The following is a 14,690-nucleotide window of genomic DNA, read 5'->3' as shown; positions in this document are numbered from 1 at the left end:
CAAGTGCCATACTCGGACCGTGACCACGTCGTACACGTTTCGCTCTGAAGTATGGCTCTACCCCGGGGAAGCGGGCTGGCACTTCGTCACGCTGCCCGTGGACGTGGCGGAGGAGATCCGTGAGGCGACGGCCCTGCTCCGCAGGGGGTTCGGCTCGGTCAGGGTGACCGCCGACGTCGGTGGCCAGACGTGGCAGACCTCCCTCTTCCCCGACACGCAGACCGGGTCCTACCTGCTCCCCGTGAAGAAGGCCGTGCGAACCGCGGCACGCATCAGCGCCGGGGACGAGGTGGAGGTCCGACTCACTGTCGAGGATGCCTGACGAGGCCGCGTGACGCCGCCTGCGGGATACGCGTGACCACGCCTGCACCGGCTCGGGAGCGGAAACAACCCCCAAACCGGATGGGCTTATGGCCGGCACGCCGGCCCGCTCCAAGGTTTTCCAAGGTTTTTCAAGACGGCACCGGCGCACGATGGGGCAATTCACCCACCAGAGAAACGGCGCCAAAAGATGAAAAAATCCCGCTGGCTTAGCCAACTGCTCGCCTTGCCCATCGTCGCCTGCATCATCGCCGCGGGCGGCCTCGTGGTCGGCGCCAGCGGGGCCCAGGCGGCCAGCGTGGGCACGCCGAGCATCGCCTACTCCGGCGTACTCAACCCGCCGACGGCGGACAAACCGCAGAGCAAACTGTGGTGGAACGACGGTTCCTGGTGGGCAAACATGTGGAAGACCGGCAGCGGTTGGAGCATCTACAGGCTGGACCGGGGGACAGATACGTGGGTGGACACCGGAGTGCGCAGCGACAGCCGGGCCAGCACATCCTCGGACACCTTGTGGGACGGCACGCACCTGTACATCGCCTCCAACGTGGTGACCGCAGGTGCCTCAGCCGCCGGACAGCCGGCCCGCCTTTACAGGTACAGCTACTCCAACGGGACCTACACGCGCAGCACCGGGTTTCCCACCACCATCTCGAACAACAGCAGTGAGTCGCTTACCATCGCCAAGGATTCCACGGGTGCAGTCTGGGCCAGCTGGACCCAGGTCTCCGGCACAACCAGCACGGTTTATGTCAACAACTCCGCCCCCGGCGGGACGAGCTGGGGGGCGCCGTTCGTGGTTCCCGGGGCGGCGGATCCAAGGCCGACGCCCGATGACCTGTCCGCCATCGTCGCGTTCGACGGTGATGAAATCGGGATCATGTGGACCGACCAGGCGACTGGAACCGCATGGTGGGCCACCCACGACGACGGCGAAAGCGCGAGGGCGGCGTCATCATGGCAGGTGAAGGAAGCCATCAAAGGCAACAAGAAGGTCGATGACCACCTGAACATCAAGGCGCTGCAGGCTGACCCTTCCGGCCGCGTCTATGCGGCAGTGAAAACCAGCCTCAACGACGGTTCGAACGATCCGAACCTGGCCCAGCTGGTGCTGGTTGTGTTCAAGCCCGCCACAGGATCCTTCAGCCAGACGACCATCGCCAGGACCGGGGACTGCGTCTCCCGTCCGCAGATCATGCTCGACACCGCCAACAACCTGATCCGCGCCTTTCACACCGCACCCTCCACCTCGGTCAGCGGCTGCCCGTTCTCCGGCGTCGCCGGCAGCATCTACGAAAAAACCGCATCGATGGACAACCCCATCTTCGGGGCCGGCCGGGGCACGCCGGTCATCGAAGATGGAGCGTCTGCCAACATGAACGACGTGACCAGCACCAAGCAGAGCGTGAACGCCGCCACCGGGATCGTCGTGATGGCCAGCAACAACGTCACCAAGCGCTACTGGTTCTCCGACCGCAGCCTCGGCTCCGGGAATCCGGATCCGGCTGCCCCGACAGCATCCTTCACCGCCACGCCGACCTCGGGCACGGTTCCCCTGACAGTGAGCTTCACCGATACGTCCGTGGGGTTGCCGACGTCTTGGGCCTGGAATTTCGGTGACGGCAGTACCTCAACCACGCGGAACCCGTCACACACCTACAGTGCATCCGGCACCTATACGGCACGGCTGACGGCCACGAACGCGGCAGGCTCGTCGTCGACCACCAGGACGATCACGGTCAACCCGTCCGGCGGTACCAGCCCGGGGATCTCCGTCCGCAGCTCAACCACGGCCAACGCCACAACGGCAACCAGCACGGTCGCCCTGGCCGCGCCGGAAGGCCGAACGGCCGGGGATGTCCTGGTCGCCTCGTTTACCACCGACCTGAACCCCACGGTGGCCGTGCCGGCCGGCTGGACCGCCATCGTAAACGGGCTGGGCATCAACAGCACCACCACATCCGGCGCACGAGTGTTCGCCTACTACCGCGTCGTGGGGTCGGCGGATCCGGCAACCTACACCTGGACGGTGAGCAAGGCCGTGAAGTGGGGCGGCGGCATTACAGCCTACGACGGCGTCAGCAATACAACGCCCCTGGACAGCGCGGTGGCCACGGCGGTCAACGCGACGTACACCGCCACGAGCATCACGGTCCCCAGCGTCACGACCTCCAGGAACGGTGCCCGGTTGATTGGCGGCGTCGGCTTCGACACTGCAACGCCGGGTGCGACTGCGCCCACTGGGTGGACGGAGCGGTGGGAGGCCGCCAACGGCCAGATCGCCGAGCAGGCGGACCGGGCGCAGGCTACGGCGGGCGCCAGCGGCACCGCGACCTGGACGTTCAGCGCGGCCAAGGCGGCCGGAGCGTGGCGGACTGCCCTGAGGCCGGCAGCCTGACCACGGGACCGGACCATGGGACCGGACCGGGACAGCCCAACCGGCAGTCCTTCCAACCCCAAGACCTCAGATCTGCTTGAGCGCCTGCTCCAGGTCGCCGATCAGGTCCTCGGGATCCTCCAGGCCCACGGACAGCCGCACCACGCCGTCGCTGAGCCCGATGGCTGCGCGGCCTTCCGGCCCCATGGCCCGATGCGTGGTGGTGGCAGGGTGGGTGATGAGGGTCTTGGCGTCCCCGAGGTTGTTGGAGATGTCGATGATCTTCAGGGCGTCCAGCAACGCAAAGGCGGCCTCCTTGGCCGACTGGCCAGCCGTCGTCGCGAGTTCCAGTGTGAGCACGGTGCCGCCGGCCTTCATCTGCTTGGCGGCAAGCTCGTACTGCGGGTGGGACTTCAGCAGCGGGTACTTGACCCAGCTGATGGCCGGCTGGTCCTGAAGCCATTCGGCGAGGCGCAGCGCGGTGGCCGATGAGTGATTCACCCGCAGCGCCATGGTTTCCAGTCCCTTGGTAAGCACCCAGGCGTTGAACGCGGACAGGTTAGGCCCGGTGTGGCGCATCAGCTGCTTGACCGGGCCGTCGATGAATTCCTTGGTGCCCAGGATGGCGCCGCCCAACACGCGGCCCTGGCCGTCGATGTGCTTTGTGCCCGAGTAGACGATCACGTCGGCGCCGAGGTCGCCGCACCGCTGCAGCAGGGGAGTGGCGAACACGTTATCGACGACGACGGTCGCACCGGCCGCGTGGGCGAGGTCACTGACGGCGGCGATGTCCACAATCTCCTGCATGGGATTGGACGGCGACTCGAAAAAGACAGCAGTGGTGGGCACCGAGAGGGCCGTACGCCACTGCTCAAGGTCCGGCCCGTCCACGAAGACCGTCTCCACGCCCCAGCGCGGCAGGATTTCGTTCAGGATCACGAAGCAGGAGCCGAAGAGCGAGCGGGCGGCCACCACGCGGTCCCCGGCCGCCAGCAGGGCGCCCAGGGCGGTGAACACGGCGGACATGCCCGACGCCGCGGCGAAGCATGCTTCCGTGCCTTCGAGCAGGCGGAGGCGCTCCTGGAAGGTGGCCACGGACGGGTTGCCGTAGCGGGAGTAGACGAAGCGTTCGTCCTCACCGGTGAAGGCGCGCTCGGCAGCGGCCGCGGACTCGTAGACGAAGCCGGAGTTCAGGAAGATCGGCTCGGTGGTCTCCTGGAAATTGGTGCGGTCCAGCCCGCCGCGGACGGCTTGGGTTTCGGGACTCCAGCCGGCGGCATCTTGATTGAAGGTCACTTAGTTCTTTCCCAGGTTTGTCGGCAGACCGCGGTTTTTCCAGCCGTTGACGGTGCGCTCACCGTACCGGTCGGGCTCTCCCTCGAAGCCTTCGAGGACGTTGTAAGAGGTGAAGCCGGCCTGGGTCGCGGCGATGGCGGCAGCAATGGAGCGCTGGCCTGAGCGGCACAGGAAGACGAGCTCCGTGCCGTCGTCCTCCGGAGCCTGCTCCTTGAGCTGGTCGATGAAGGCCCGGTTGGGGATGCCGCCTGGGAAGGTCCACTGGATGAACAGCGGGTCATTCTCGGTGGCCTTGGTGTCGGGGATGCCGATGTGTGCCCATTCGCCCTCGGTGCGGACGTCCACCAGGACGGCGCCCTCCTCCAGCTTGGTCCACGCTTCGTGCGGGGTGAGGTCTCCGGCGTAGCTCATGCGTGCCCCTCGAAGGCTTCGGCGTCGAGGTTCTCGTCCGAGTCCAGCCGGTCCACGGCGGTGGCCACGGCGGCATCAGCTGTTGCGACGGCGAGGGGCAGGACAACGGCCTGCGCCACGATCACGTCCCTGCCGTTGAACGCGGCTGCCGGGTTGCCGTGCAGCACATACCCTTCGGCCAGCGCATCCGAAATGCGTTCGCAGAAGGCACGGTTGTCCGGTCCGGTGATCAGGCGGTAGGCCAGTTTTTCCTCAGGTTTGTCCTGCGGGGCCGGCAGGGTGGCACCGGCGGGCGCGTCCGTCATGACGGATCTCCTTCTCTCACGCTTGCAGCTCGAGTGGTCGATTGCCGAGTATTCACCTGAGGCACCCCGCCGCGAAAGGGAGGGTTGCCGACCGGCCAGTCAGGGCTTGGCGCCGGTTCTCATTACTCCTCAAAAAAGTAACACCGACGACGCCCGCGCGCACCGCCGCCGTCGTCATGTTCCGTAACGCTGGAGGCCTGCAGCGTCGGTTGCAAAGATCACGACCGGGTGCATAATGACGGGAGATGAACCACCGTAACGCCGGATGAAACCAGGCACCAGTGAACGAATCGAATGCCAATAGAGTCGGCCCCATGCTGCACTTTGGGTGGTTTGTGGGCCACGGGTTCGGGGTCCAGGGCTGGGGTACACCCGGTTACGGGATCGGCTACGACTGGAAGAAACCCGGGCTCTACCAGCACGCCGTGCGCGAGTTCGAGCGGGCCGGACTGGACCTGTTCATCATCGAGGACTCCCTCACCGTCCCGGACACCTATGGTGGAAGCGCCGAAGTCTCGCTGGCGCAGGCCTCCTTCGCGCCCAAGCACGATCCGCTGGCCCTTGTCCCGTACCTGCTCTCCGCCACGGAGCACCTCGGCATCGTCCCCACCGTCAGCGCCTCCTTCTATCCGCCGTTCACGGCGGCCCGGCTGCTGGCCACGCTGCAGCACTTCTCCAACGGCCAGCTCGGCTGGAACGTGGTGACCTCCGGCAGCGACCTCGCCGCCCAGAACTACGGGCTGGACCAGCAAATCGAGCACGATCTCCGCTATGAGAAGGCGGAGGAATTCGTCGACGTGGTGCGGAAGCTCTGGCGCAGCTGGGACCGGGACGCCATCGTGGAGGACGCCGGGGCCGGCGTCTTCGCCGACCACACCAAGGTGCGGCCCATCCACCACGAGGGTGAATTCTTCCGGGTCCGCGGCCCGCTGAACACGGCTCCCCTGCCGGAGGAGCCGGTGCTGGTGCAGGCCGGGGCATCGCCGCGCGGCAAGGCCTTCGCGGGAGGCAACGCGGATGTTGCCATTGCGCTGGCCCGCGGCTCCGACGGCATGAAGGCCTACCGCGACTCCATCCGGGCCGAAGCCGCCAAGGCGGGCAGGAACCCCGACGACGTCAAGGTGCTGTTCGTCCTCAAGCCCACTGTGGTGGGCTCCAAAGCCGAGGCGGAGGAGCTGCGGGCTGCACGGCGGGAGCTGACGCAGCGGGACGTGGACAGCCAGCTTAATTCGATCTCATATCTGTCCGTCATCGACTTCAAGCAGTTCGACCTGGACGAGCCGTTGCCGGAACTGAGCACCAACAGCAACCAAGGCACGCTGGAACACTTCTCCAAGGCTGCCCCGCCGGGCTCGACGCTGCGCGAGATCCTGCGGGCCCGCAGCGGCGGGGCAGGGGACAGCATCATCGGCACGGCGGAGGAAATCGCCGACCACCTCGAGGAAACAGGCGCCGCTGTGGGCGGGGACGGCTTCCTCTTCTCCGGCTTCGTGGACCCGGCCACCGTGCACGGCGTGCTGGACAAACTGGCACCCGTGCTACGGCGCCGCGGACTGCTGCGGACAAGCTACGGCGACGGCGGCCTCCGCCGGAACCTGCTGGACTTCTAGTGCCATGGCCGGGACACGGGGGCCGGACAGCCTGCTGCCGGATGCAAAACGTGCCACCTTCCTGATCGGCACGGCACACCTTATGGCCGCCGACGTGGCGCGGGTCGCCTCCGATCCCACGGTCGAAGTCGTCCTGAGCGCTGACGCAATGGAGCTGATGGGCCTCTCCAGGGATGTGGTCCAGTCGGCCATCGACTCCGGCCACCGGGTCTACGGGCTAAACACCCTGCTGGGCTCCGGGCGGGACACGGCGGTGGTGGAAGAATCCATCCTCGACTATCAGGTGCAGGTGGTCCGCTACCACCACAGCGGCATCGGCGCCCTGCTCGCTCCGGAGGAAATCCGGGCCGTGATCCTCGCGAGGCTGATCGGCTTCACCCGCGGCGGCTCCGGCGTCCGCCCTGAAGCAGCCCGGTTCTATGCAGAACTGCTCAACCGGGGAGTGCTTCCCGCCATCCCCCGCGACGGTTCCGTCGGTTCCTCAGACCTGACGCAGCTGGCAGCGGTGGCCGCCGTCGCCATCGGTGAAGGACAGGCACTGGCACCCGACGGGAGCATCATTCCCGGCGCGGCGGCGCTCGCCGCGGCAGGCCTTGACCCGCTCGTGCTGGCCGCGGGCGAGGCCCTGGCGCTGGTCAGTGCCAACTCATACTCGATCGGCGCAGGCACCCTGGCGCTGGCCCGGCTGATGCATCTGGCCGACCTCGCGGACACCGCTCTCGCACTGTCGCTGGAGGCCACCGGACGGTACGACGGCGGGGGGAACCTCAGCCCGTTTTCGCCGGCCGTGCAGGCGGCCAAGGCGGTGGACGGCCAGCGGATCTCGGCCGCGAACGTCCGGCGTCTGGTGCGCGGCGGCTGGTTGGAGGACCCGCGGCGCGAGGTGTCGGTGCAGGACGCCCTGTCCTTCCGCGCTGCGCCGCAGACGCACGGCGCGTTCCGCGCCCAGGTCACTGCCCTGGCCAGCGCCCTGGAAGTGGAGCTGAACGGCCGCGGCGACAACCCGCTGACGGAGCTGGCCACCGGCCGGATGGTATCCGGCGGCAACTTCCAGCCCATGCAGCTGGCCCTCGCCTTCGAGGCACTGCGGCTGGGGCTGGCCCACGTGGGCATCAGCAGCGAGCGGCGCATCGCCAAGCTCTACCCGCCCCAGCGGCTCATCCGGCAGCTGAACCTGGAGGCAGCCCGTAGCGGCACCCCGCTGGCTTCCGAGGAGCTGCCGGGCCTCCTCTGGTATTCGGCAGCAGGCCTGTTGGCTGAGCTGAAATTCCTGGCGGCGCCGGCAACGTTGGGGGCACCGACGCTCTCCGCCGACGTGGAGGACCACTCCACGCTGGCGCCCCTCGCGCTCCAGCAGCTGCAGCAATCGGTGGAGGCCGCCTCAAAGCTGCTCACCATTGAATCGCTGACGGCCGCCTACCTGCTGTCGGAAGCGCAGGCCGCGGAGGTCGGTGGAAGGGAATCCGCGGCGGAGGCGCGGCCGCTCGGCGAGGGGACCGGCGCCGTCGTCGACCGTCTTTTCCGGCTCCTGTCCGAGCAGTTGCTGGCATCAGCTCTGGTGGAGCGGGGACGCGCGGCACTGCGGGACCTGCTGCCCGGGCTGGCGGAACTCCGGCTGCCGCCGGGGGAGATGGACGAAACAGGAGGCGAAGCATGAGCACGGTGACAGGCAGGCCCGAACCGCGGCAGGCGGCGGCCGTGGTGGACCTCGGGGCCGACGCCGGTGCCGTCCTGGCCCGCGTCGGCCACACGCCGCTCGTTCCCTTGGAAGCGCTCAGCCAGGGCCTGGGCAGCACCGTATTCGTCAAGCTGGAATCGGAAAACCCCGGCGGCTCCATCAAGGACCGCACGGCGCTGAGCATGGTGCGCGCGGCGGAACGCAGCGGGGAGCTGCGGCCCGGCGGCACGATCGTGGAGAGCACCTCCGGGAACACGGGCATCGGGCTGGCGCTGATCGGGGCGCTCACCGGGCATCCCGTGGTGGTGGTGACCGGTGATTCCATTTCCTCCGAAAAGCTGGAGGCGCTGAGGCGGTACGGGGCACAGGTGGTGTTCACGGACTGGAGCGCGCCGTCGGATTCCCCTGCGAATGCCAGGGCGGTGGCAGCCCGCATCACGCAGGAAATTCCGGGCGCGTGGCGGCCCCTTCAGTTCGACAATCCGGCCAACCCGATGGCCCACTACGAGGGGACCGCCCCCGAAATCTGGGAGCAGACGGCGGGGAGGATCACGCACTTCGTGGCGGGGGTCGGCACCGGCGGGACGATCACCGGGAACGGGCGGTACTTCAAGGAAAAGTCAGCCGGGCACGTCGAGGTGATCGGCGCCGATCCGTACGGCTCGGTGTACAGCGGAGGGCATCCGGGCCAGATTCTGGTGGACGGTGTGGGCAACTCCTGGCCCAAACCGGACTGGCCGAAGGTCTTTGACCCCGGCTTGCTGGACCGGTTCCTCCGGATCCCGAACGACGAGGTGTACACCACCGCCCATCGGCTGCTCAACGAGGAGGGGCTGTCCCTCGGCCCGTCGTCGGGGCTGACGGTGGCGGCAGCCCTCCGCGTGGCACGGGCCGCCCCGCGCGGGTCCGTGGTGGTGGCCATCGCCCCGGACACCGGACGCAACTACCTGAGCAAGGCCTTCAACCCCGAGTGGTTGGCGGACAACCACATCCGCCTGGCCGCGGACCTGGCGGAGGACTAGGTCAGCTGGCGCGCTTCTCCGGTCAGGAAGAAGCCTTCCGGTCAGAAAGCGGGGCCGCTCGCCGCGGTTTCGCTTTCGGACCGGATCCAGGAGTTCCAATCGAGCGGATGCACGGACGGCCGGCCCAACAAGTACCCTTGGGCCGCAGTCAGCCCAAGCTCTGTCACCGCGCTCAGTTCCGCTACCGTTTCAATACCTTCCGCCGTGAGTTCCGCACCGATGTAGTGTGCGAGCTCCGCCATGGCGGCGCCCCGGAGCCGTTGTCCTTCGGAACGGTCGATGTTCTCGATGAAGCGGCGGTCCAGCTTGATGACATCGGGGCTCAGCTCAAGAATCTGGTCCATAGACGTGAAGCCAGCGCCGGCGCCGTCGACTGCAATCCGGAGCCCCCGCCTGCGCAGCGGCGCCAGGGCCGCGCCCAGAGTCGGATACTGGTCAGGGGCCACCTGGCCTGTGAGCTCGATGATGATCCGGTCCATCGGAAGCTGCGAGTGCTCCAGCAATCCGTGAATGCGCGCATCCAGGCAGGTGGCGGGCGTGAGGTTCAGGGCGATGAAGAGGGGCTCGGGCACGGAATGTGCCGCCGTGAGTGCCCGGAGGAGGGCTGCGATTTCGAGGTCGGCTCCCAGGCCCACCGCTTCCGCCTCGTTGAACCAGTGGTCGGCGCTGGCGCCGTCGTCGCTCACGAAGCGCGTCAGGGCCTCGACGCCGATGACCTGCCCGTCCGGAAGCTGCCGGACCGGCTGGAAGGCTGTCATCAGCATCTTGTCACCGAGGACAGCCTCGATCTTGTTCCTGCTGCGTCTGGTGAAAGGAACCGGCGCGGGCACTTCCGCTGCTTGGGCCGGCTCGACGGTCAAGGGTACGGCACCTTCGTTATTGACGAGTGCCGTCGTCACTTTGAGGTGCTCAAGGAGTGCGAGCTCGGGATGGTCCGGATGCGCTGCGACCAGGTCGCGGAGCCTCTTCCGGGCCCTGTCGCTGGCAGGATCGGACTCCGCCAGCAGCACGTCAATAATTTCCTGGGCTTGCCAGCGCACAGTTACTTCGCCCACATCCCCTGGCAACGCTGCCTGGGCCCCCAAGCCCTCGGGTAGTGAGTTTGTCAATGCGGGAACGGAGGATTCATCCCTGGACATCGGCTATTCCTTTATGGCTCCTGGTTCCGGCTGAGCCCGGAACCCCGGACTGACCTGCCCATCCCCTCGGATGAGGCGGTCAGACCGTTCTAGAAGAGTACAACGGCTGCATCCGAATTGTCTGTTTTTTTCGGAACCCACCTTTCAGGTACCAGTTTTCGCGGATCCCGGCAGCAGCTTTGACTGAAGGTTTGCCGTGGCCGGGCCCTGGATAACGGTGCCGTCCGTGGCGAACCGGGACCCGTGGCAGGGGCAGTCCCAGGTAGCGTCCTCCGCGTTGAATCCCACGGTGCAGCCGAGGTGCGTGCAGACGGCGGAGACAGCCTGCAGCTTCCCGTCGGGGTGGGCGTAGACAGCCACTGGCTCCCCGCCCGCGTCAACAACCGTCCCTTCACCCGGAGCCGGAAGCCCGGGAGCCGGCTTTCCCGCTTCCTGCGGCTTGGTTTCCTGCAGCAAGGCGGGGATCTCCGCTCGCGGCGGCGTGGGCCTGTTGCTGTCGAACACCGCCGCCCACGGGTTGCGCCTTCCGCTGAGGGTGTCGGCGAGGATCAGCGCGGCGGCGGTGCCGTTCGTCAGGCCCCACTTGCGGAGTCCTGTGATCACATGGACGTGTTTGCCGCCGGACGACATGCGCCCGACGTAGGGCAGCCCGTCCACGGTCATGATGTCCTGCGTGGACCAGCGGAACTCGGCATTCCCGGCGCCGAGGCGGTCCCGGGAGAACGCCGCCAGCCGGGCATACCGTTCGGCGGAGTCGCCGCCGTCGGTCACCCGGTGTCCTTCTCCTCCGGTGAGTACATAGCTGGTGCCCTCCACGTCGATGGTCAGGATGGACCGCAGTGGCTCGTCCGCGCTGATGAAGGTGGCGTCCATGGTTGGCAGCTGTGCGCGGGAAGCCACGATGTAGGAGCGGTGCGGGTAACACCGTGTCTCGAATGACCCTTCGTCCCCGAACGGGACATTTGTGGCGACGATGATGTCGTGCGCGCGGACGGCTCCCCCTTCGGTGTCAACCACGCCCGGTGCTCCGTCCCGGAGGCCCGAAACGCGGCTTTCCTCGAACACGAAGCTGCCGTCCCCGTCCACGGCCGCCGCCAGTCCCTGCAGGTATTTCAGCGCGTGCAGCCGCGCCTGGCCATCGAAGCGAACGGCCGCCCGCACGGGAAAAGGCAAGGGCACGTCAGTCGTGAAAGAGGAGGGAAGTCCGAGTCGTGCCGCCAGCTCCGCTTCGGTACGGACCAGGTCCGCGGCGTCCTGCGATTCCGCGTACGTGTAGTTGGGCACTCTCCGGAAGCTGCAGTCGATGTTCTCCTCGGACACGGTGCGTGCGATGTGTTCGAGGGCGGCCTGGTTGGCCTCGCCGTAGCTGCGGGCCGTGGAGGCGCCGTGGCGCTCTGCCAGTTCGGCGTAGGCGAGCCGGTGCAGGGACGTGACCTTCCCGGTGGTGTGACCCGTGACTCCGGTGCCCACGCGGGCTGCCTCCAGGACAGCCACCGTCAGGCCTCCCCGTTTGAGGGCCAGTGCCGCCGTCAGTCCGGCGATGCCGCCGCCGATCACCGCGACGTCCACCTCGACGTCCGCGGCCAGGGACGGATAACCGGTCTGCCCGGCGGTGGCCAGCCACAGGGAGATGGGCCTGCCCCCGATGTGCTCAGTCATGGTGCAGCCGTTCGCCGGTCCGGCGGGCGGGCGCGGGACGCTCACGTAAAGGACATGTCCGGTTCATTGCCGCTGTCATCTTGGACCCACGCAGTGAAGTCCGCCAGTGACATGAAGCAGTAGTAGTCGCAGTACCGCAGGTTCTTTTTTTCTGCCTTGCTCATGCCGGTTATTCGTCACCCGCACCGCGTTGGATGGCAGGCAGCCATGCAACGGCGAATCCGGTCGTTCCAGGGTCCAGTCCATGTGCGCCCCTCCTGAGGCAGACCATACCCCTATCGCGTCACTGAAGAAACGGCCATGCAGCTACCGGATCCACACACCGCTACAGGATCCTGCTCAGTTACTCGATCCCGGCGAACAGCTCTGCCAGCTCAGCCGTCAGCTGCTTCCGAAGCGCGGGCGTGCCGATCTCTTTCCCGTCGATGTGGTTTACCGGCGCGAGCAGCCGGATGCTGGAAATCAGCCACACGGCGTCGGCGTCGAACAGGTCCTGGGGTTCCAGCGGGCCGTAACCCAGTTCCCAGCCGGCAGCCTTGGCGGCGGCGAACAGCGCACCCTGGGACGTGCCCGGAAGGATGCCGCTGTCCAGCTGGGGCGTGATGAGCCGCTTAACCGTTGCGCCGCCGTCGGACTCTTCGACCTGCGCCAGCAGGACGGTCGACGTCGGCCCCTCCAGCACGCGGCCGTCGGAGGACGTGAAGATGACGTCGTCGGCGCCCTGTTTGTGGGCGTGGCGCAGGGCGGCCATGTTGACCGCGTAGGAGAGGGTCTTGGCGCCGAGCAGGAGCCAGGGGGCGCGCTCGGCGGCGTCGCTGTCGTAGCCGCGGTCCAGCAGGATGACGTCGATGCCCGCTTCGCGCTGGCGCCGGCCTGCCGCCCCGACGGGGGAGACCTGGACCCAGCAGGTGGGCCCCGGGGCGCCCTCGACGCCCCTCGTCACCAGGAGCTTGACCACGGCCTCGTCCTCTTCGCGTGAGGCAGCCGGGTTATCGGAACGGAAGGCGGCAACGCCCGTTTCGATGGCGCGCCGCCAGGTGTCCTGGTCCGGTATGTCCAGGTCGAGTGCCCGGGCAGAGTCGGCCAGCCGGTCCAGGTGCGCCTGGACCTTCCGGGTCCGGCCGGCCACGGCAAGCATGGACTCGAATACGCCATCGCCCCGGGTGGCGCCCAAATCGGTGGCCATCAGCTGGGGCTGGGTGGGGTCGGCGATCCGACCGAATTCATAGTCCGGGTCGAGGAACACCAGCACGGTGGCGGAAGCAGGAGAAGTCATGCCTCAAGCTTAGTGCGGCCGGTCCCGGATAGGCTGTGCTGGAGCGTCCCTTCCGGAATGGCTCCGAGGGCAAGAAATAACGGGGGTTTCACCAGTGTTGTGGCCATTTCCGCTCTCCGGAACCCTGCCGGCCTGGCTGGTTTTCGTGCTCAGCGCGGCGGACTTCATCATCAGGGTGCTCGCCCTGGGCATCATCCCCGGCAACCGCCGGCCCACCACGGCCATGGCGTGGCTGCTGGGCATCTTCTTCGTACCCGCCCTGGGCCTGATCCTTTTCCTGCTGTTCGGCAACTTCCGGCTGTCCCGGCGGCGCGTGGAGCAGCAGCAGCAGGTCAGCGAAAGGGTGCGTGCCCGCACGTCCGTGCTGTCCGACGTCGGAAGTGAATATCCCGGCCCCGAATGGGTCAAGTCCGCGGCCGAACTCAACCGCCGCCTGGGCTCGATTCCGATGGTGGACGGCAACTCCGTGGAGCTCATCCCGGGCTACCCGGACTCCATCCGGGCGATGACCGAGGACGTCCGGAACGCCAAACGGTTCATCAACGCCGAGTTCTACATCATGAGCACGGACCACGTGACGGACGAGCTGTTCACGGCGCTGGAGGAGGCCGCCGACCGCGGCGTCGAGGTCCGCGTGCTGTTCGACCACATCGGAACGCTCCGGATCAAGGGCTATGCCAGGCTCCTTAAACGCCTCAAAGCCAGCCGAATCCAGTGGCGGCGGATGCTTCCGCTCCTGCCCATCCACGGCCAGTGGCGCCGGCCGGACCTCCGGAACCACCGCAAGATCATGGTGATCGACGGCGAGGTGGCGTTCACCGGGTCGCAGAACCTGATCGAGCCGTCCTACAACAACCCGCGGCACCGGAAGGTGGGGCGTGAGTGGGTGGAGCTGATGGCGCGGCTGCGCGGCCCCATAGTCCCCACCCTCAACGTGGTCTTCGCCACAGACTGGCTCAGCGAAACCGACGAATCGCTCGAGGCCCAGCTCGAGGAGCAGCTAGAACTGCCCGATGAAACCGCCCCCGGCAATGTCACGGCGCAGGTGGTGCCCAGCGGCCCCGGCTTCAGCACCGAGAACAACCTCCGGCTGTTCAATACACTCATCTACTCCGCCCAGCACCGGATTTCCATCTGCAGCCCGTACTTCGTGCCGGACGATTCACTGCTCTATGCGATCACCACGGCGGCGCAGCGGGGCGTCGACGTCGAGCTCTTCGTCTCCGAAAAGGGCGACCAGTTCCTGGTCCACCACGCCCAGCAGTCCTACTACCAGGCGCTGCTGGAAGCCGGCGTGCGGATCTACCTGTACAAGGCGCCGTTCGTCCTGCATGCCAAGCACTTCACCATCGACGACGAGGTGGCCGTCCTCGGCTCCAGCAACATGGACATGCGCTCCTTCTCCCTGAACATGGAGGTGTCGGTGATGTTGCTCGGCAGCCAGACTGTGAACAACATGCGCGAGGTGGAGGACACCTACCGGGACATCTCCCACGAGCTCAGGCTGGAGGACTGGATGCGGCGGCCCCTCGCGGCGAGATATGTGGACAACGTGGCGCGCCTCACGGCCACGGTCCAGTAGCCCCAGCCAGCGCG

The 14,690-nt window shown here is 67.3% G+C and carries 13 protein-coding genes and 1 riboswitch; of the genes, 6 read left to right on the top strand and 7 right to left on the bottom strand.

Features of this window, described 5'->3' with window-relative positions:
- The first annotated feature begins 19 nt into the window (after positions 1 to 19).
- Positions 20 to 322 (top strand): DUF1905 domain-containing protein, encoded by a 303-nt coding sequence (locus tag ACIP90_RS14750; RefSeq protein WP_400580162.1) that lies wholly within the window; start codon positions 20 to 22, stop codon positions 320 to 322.
- 189 nt (positions 323 to 511) lie between these two features.
- Complete coding sequence (locus tag ACIP90_RS14745; RefSeq protein ID WP_400580161.1) at positions 512 to 2,719, top strand: PKD domain-containing protein; 2,208 nt, start codon at positions 512 to 514, stop codon at positions 2,717 to 2,719.
- Positions 2,720 to 2,785: 66 nt separating this feature from the next.
- On the opposite strand, the gene ACIP90_RS14740 is transcribed toward ACIP90_RS14745, so the two are convergent.
- The 3 genes from ACIP90_RS14740 to ACIP90_RS14730 are packed head-to-tail and all read right to left on the bottom strand — an operon-like array spanning position 2,786 to position 4,710.
- A complete protein-coding gene (locus ACIP90_RS14740; RefSeq protein WP_400580160.1) occupies positions 2,786 to 3,994 on the bottom strand; it encodes an O-succinylhomoserine sulfhydrylase in 1,209 nt (402 codons plus the stop codon).
- Complete coding sequence (locus tag ACIP90_RS14735) at positions 3,995 to 4,405, bottom strand: rhodanese-like domain-containing protein (protein ID WP_400580159.1); 411 nt, start codon at positions 4,403 to 4,405, stop codon at positions 3,995 to 3,997.
- A complete protein-coding gene (locus ACIP90_RS14730; RefSeq protein WP_400580158.1) occupies positions 4,402 to 4,710 on the bottom strand; it encodes a DUF1737 domain-containing protein in 309 nt (102 codons plus the stop codon). The genes ACIP90_RS14735 and ACIP90_RS14730 overlap by 4 nt, the downstream gene beginning before the upstream one ends.
- 13 nt (positions 4,711 to 4,723) lie before the next feature.
- Positions 4,724 to 4,837, bottom strand: a riboswitch (SAM riboswitch).
- 187 nt (positions 4,838 to 5,024) lie between these two features.
- Here ACIP90_RS14730 and ACIP90_RS14725 point away from each other — a divergent pair.
- The 3 genes from ACIP90_RS14725 to ACIP90_RS14715 are packed head-to-tail and all read left to right on the top strand — an operon-like array spanning position 5,025 to position 9,020.
- The gene (locus ACIP90_RS14725) at positions 5,025 to 6,320 is read left to right on the top strand and encodes an NtaA/DmoA family FMN-dependent monooxygenase (RefSeq protein ID WP_400580157.1); all 1,296 of its coding nucleotides are present in this window, start codon (positions 5,025 to 5,027) and stop codon (positions 6,318 to 6,320) included.
- A gap of 4 nt (positions 6,321 to 6,324) precedes the next feature.
- The gene (locus ACIP90_RS14720) at positions 6,325 to 7,977 is read left to right on the top strand and encodes an aromatic amino acid ammonia-lyase (protein WP_400580156.1); all 1,653 of its coding nucleotides are present in this window, start codon (positions 6,325 to 6,327) and stop codon (positions 7,975 to 7,977) included.
- The gene (locus ACIP90_RS14715) at positions 7,974 to 9,020 is read left to right on the top strand and encodes a PLP-dependent cysteine synthase family protein (RefSeq protein WP_400580155.1); all 1,047 of its coding nucleotides are present in this window, start codon (positions 7,974 to 7,976) and stop codon (positions 9,018 to 9,020) included. The genes ACIP90_RS14720 and ACIP90_RS14715 overlap by 4 nt, the downstream gene beginning before the upstream one ends.
- A 41-nt stretch (positions 9,021 to 9,061) precedes the next feature.
- Here ACIP90_RS14715 and ACIP90_RS14710 read toward each other — a convergent pair whose 3' ends face one another.
- The 4 genes from ACIP90_RS14710 to ACIP90_RS14695 all read right to left on the bottom strand — a co-directional run bounded on the left by ACIP90_RS14710 (position 9,062) and on the right by ACIP90_RS14695 (position 13,094).
- Positions 9,062 to 10,159: an EAL domain-containing protein gene (locus ACIP90_RS14710; RefSeq protein WP_400580154.1), complete on the bottom strand. Its 1,098-nt coding sequence runs from the start codon at positions 10,157 to 10,159 to the stop codon at positions 9,062 to 9,064.
- A gap of 144 nt (positions 10,160 to 10,303) precedes the next feature.
- Positions 10,304 to 11,818: an FAD-dependent oxidoreductase gene (locus tag ACIP90_RS14705; protein WP_400580153.1), complete on the bottom strand. Its 1,515-nt coding sequence runs from the start codon at positions 11,816 to 11,818 to the stop codon at positions 10,304 to 10,306.
- Positions 11,819 to 11,859: 41 nt separating this feature from the next.
- Positions 11,860 to 11,982, bottom strand: a complete 123-nt coding sequence (locus ACIP90_RS14700) for a hypothetical protein (protein ID WP_400580152.1) — start codon at positions 11,980 to 11,982, stop codon at positions 11,860 to 11,862.
- A gap of 179 nt (positions 11,983 to 12,161) precedes the next feature.
- The gene (locus ACIP90_RS14695; RefSeq protein WP_400580151.1) at positions 12,162 to 13,094 is read right to left on the bottom strand and encodes an aminodeoxychorismate lyase; all 933 of its coding nucleotides are present in this window, start codon (positions 13,092 to 13,094) and stop codon (positions 12,162 to 12,164) included.
- Between the two features lie 94 nt (positions 13,095 to 13,188).
- Between ACIP90_RS14695 and cls the strand changes: the two genes are divergently transcribed.
- A complete protein-coding gene (gene cls / locus ACIP90_RS14690) occupies positions 13,189 to 14,676 on the top strand; it encodes a cardiolipin synthase (protein WP_400580150.1) in 1,488 nt (495 codons plus the stop codon).
- Positions 14,677 to 14,690 lie beyond the last annotated feature (14 nt).

The organism is Arthrobacter sp. NPDC093139, from assembly GCF_044754165.1.
Classification (GTDB): domain Bacteria; phylum Actinomycetota; class Actinomycetes; order Actinomycetales; family Micrococcaceae; genus Arthrobacter.
The sequence above is the reverse complement of the archived record's forward strand: the minus strand, read 5'-3'. Positions and strand labels throughout refer to the sequence as shown.

Coding starts and splice junctions, on each gene's coding strand:
- ACIP90_RS14710 (WP_400580154.1), bottom strand. CDS start 10,159: ATGTCCAGGGATGAATCCTCCGTTCCCGCATTGACAAACTCACTACCC.
- ACIP90_RS14725 (WP_400580157.1), top strand. CDS start 5,025: ATGCTGCACTTTGGGTGGTTTGTGGGCCACGGGTTCGGGGTCCAGGGC.
- ACIP90_RS14705 (WP_400580153.1), bottom strand. CDS start 11,818: ATGACTGAGCACATCGGGGGCAGGCCCATCTCCCTGTGGCTGGCCACC.
- ACIP90_RS14745 (WP_400580161.1), top strand. CDS start 512: ATGAAAAAATCCCGCTGGCTTAGCCAACTGCTCGCCTTGCCCATCGTC.
- ACIP90_RS14720 (WP_400580156.1), top strand. CDS start 6,325: ATGGCCGGGACACGGGGGCCGGACAGCCTGCTGCCGGATGCAAAACGT.
- ACIP90_RS14735 (WP_400580159.1), bottom strand. CDS start 4,405: ATGAGCTACGCCGGAGACCTCACCCCGCACGAAGCGTGGACCAAGCTG.
- ACIP90_RS14730 (WP_400580158.1), bottom strand. CDS start 4,710: ATGACGGACGCGCCCGCCGGTGCCACCCTGCCGGCCCCGCAGGACAAA.
- ACIP90_RS14700 (WP_400580152.1), bottom strand. CDS start 11,982: ATGAGCAAGGCAGAAAAAAAGAACCTGCGGTACTGCGACTACTACTGC.
- ACIP90_RS14715 (WP_400580155.1), top strand. CDS start 7,974: ATGAGCACGGTGACAGGCAGGCCCGAACCGCGGCAGGCGGCGGCCGTG.
- ACIP90_RS14695 (WP_400580151.1), bottom strand. CDS start 13,094: ATGACTTCTCCTGCTTCCGCCACCGTGCTGGTGTTCCTCGACCCGGAC.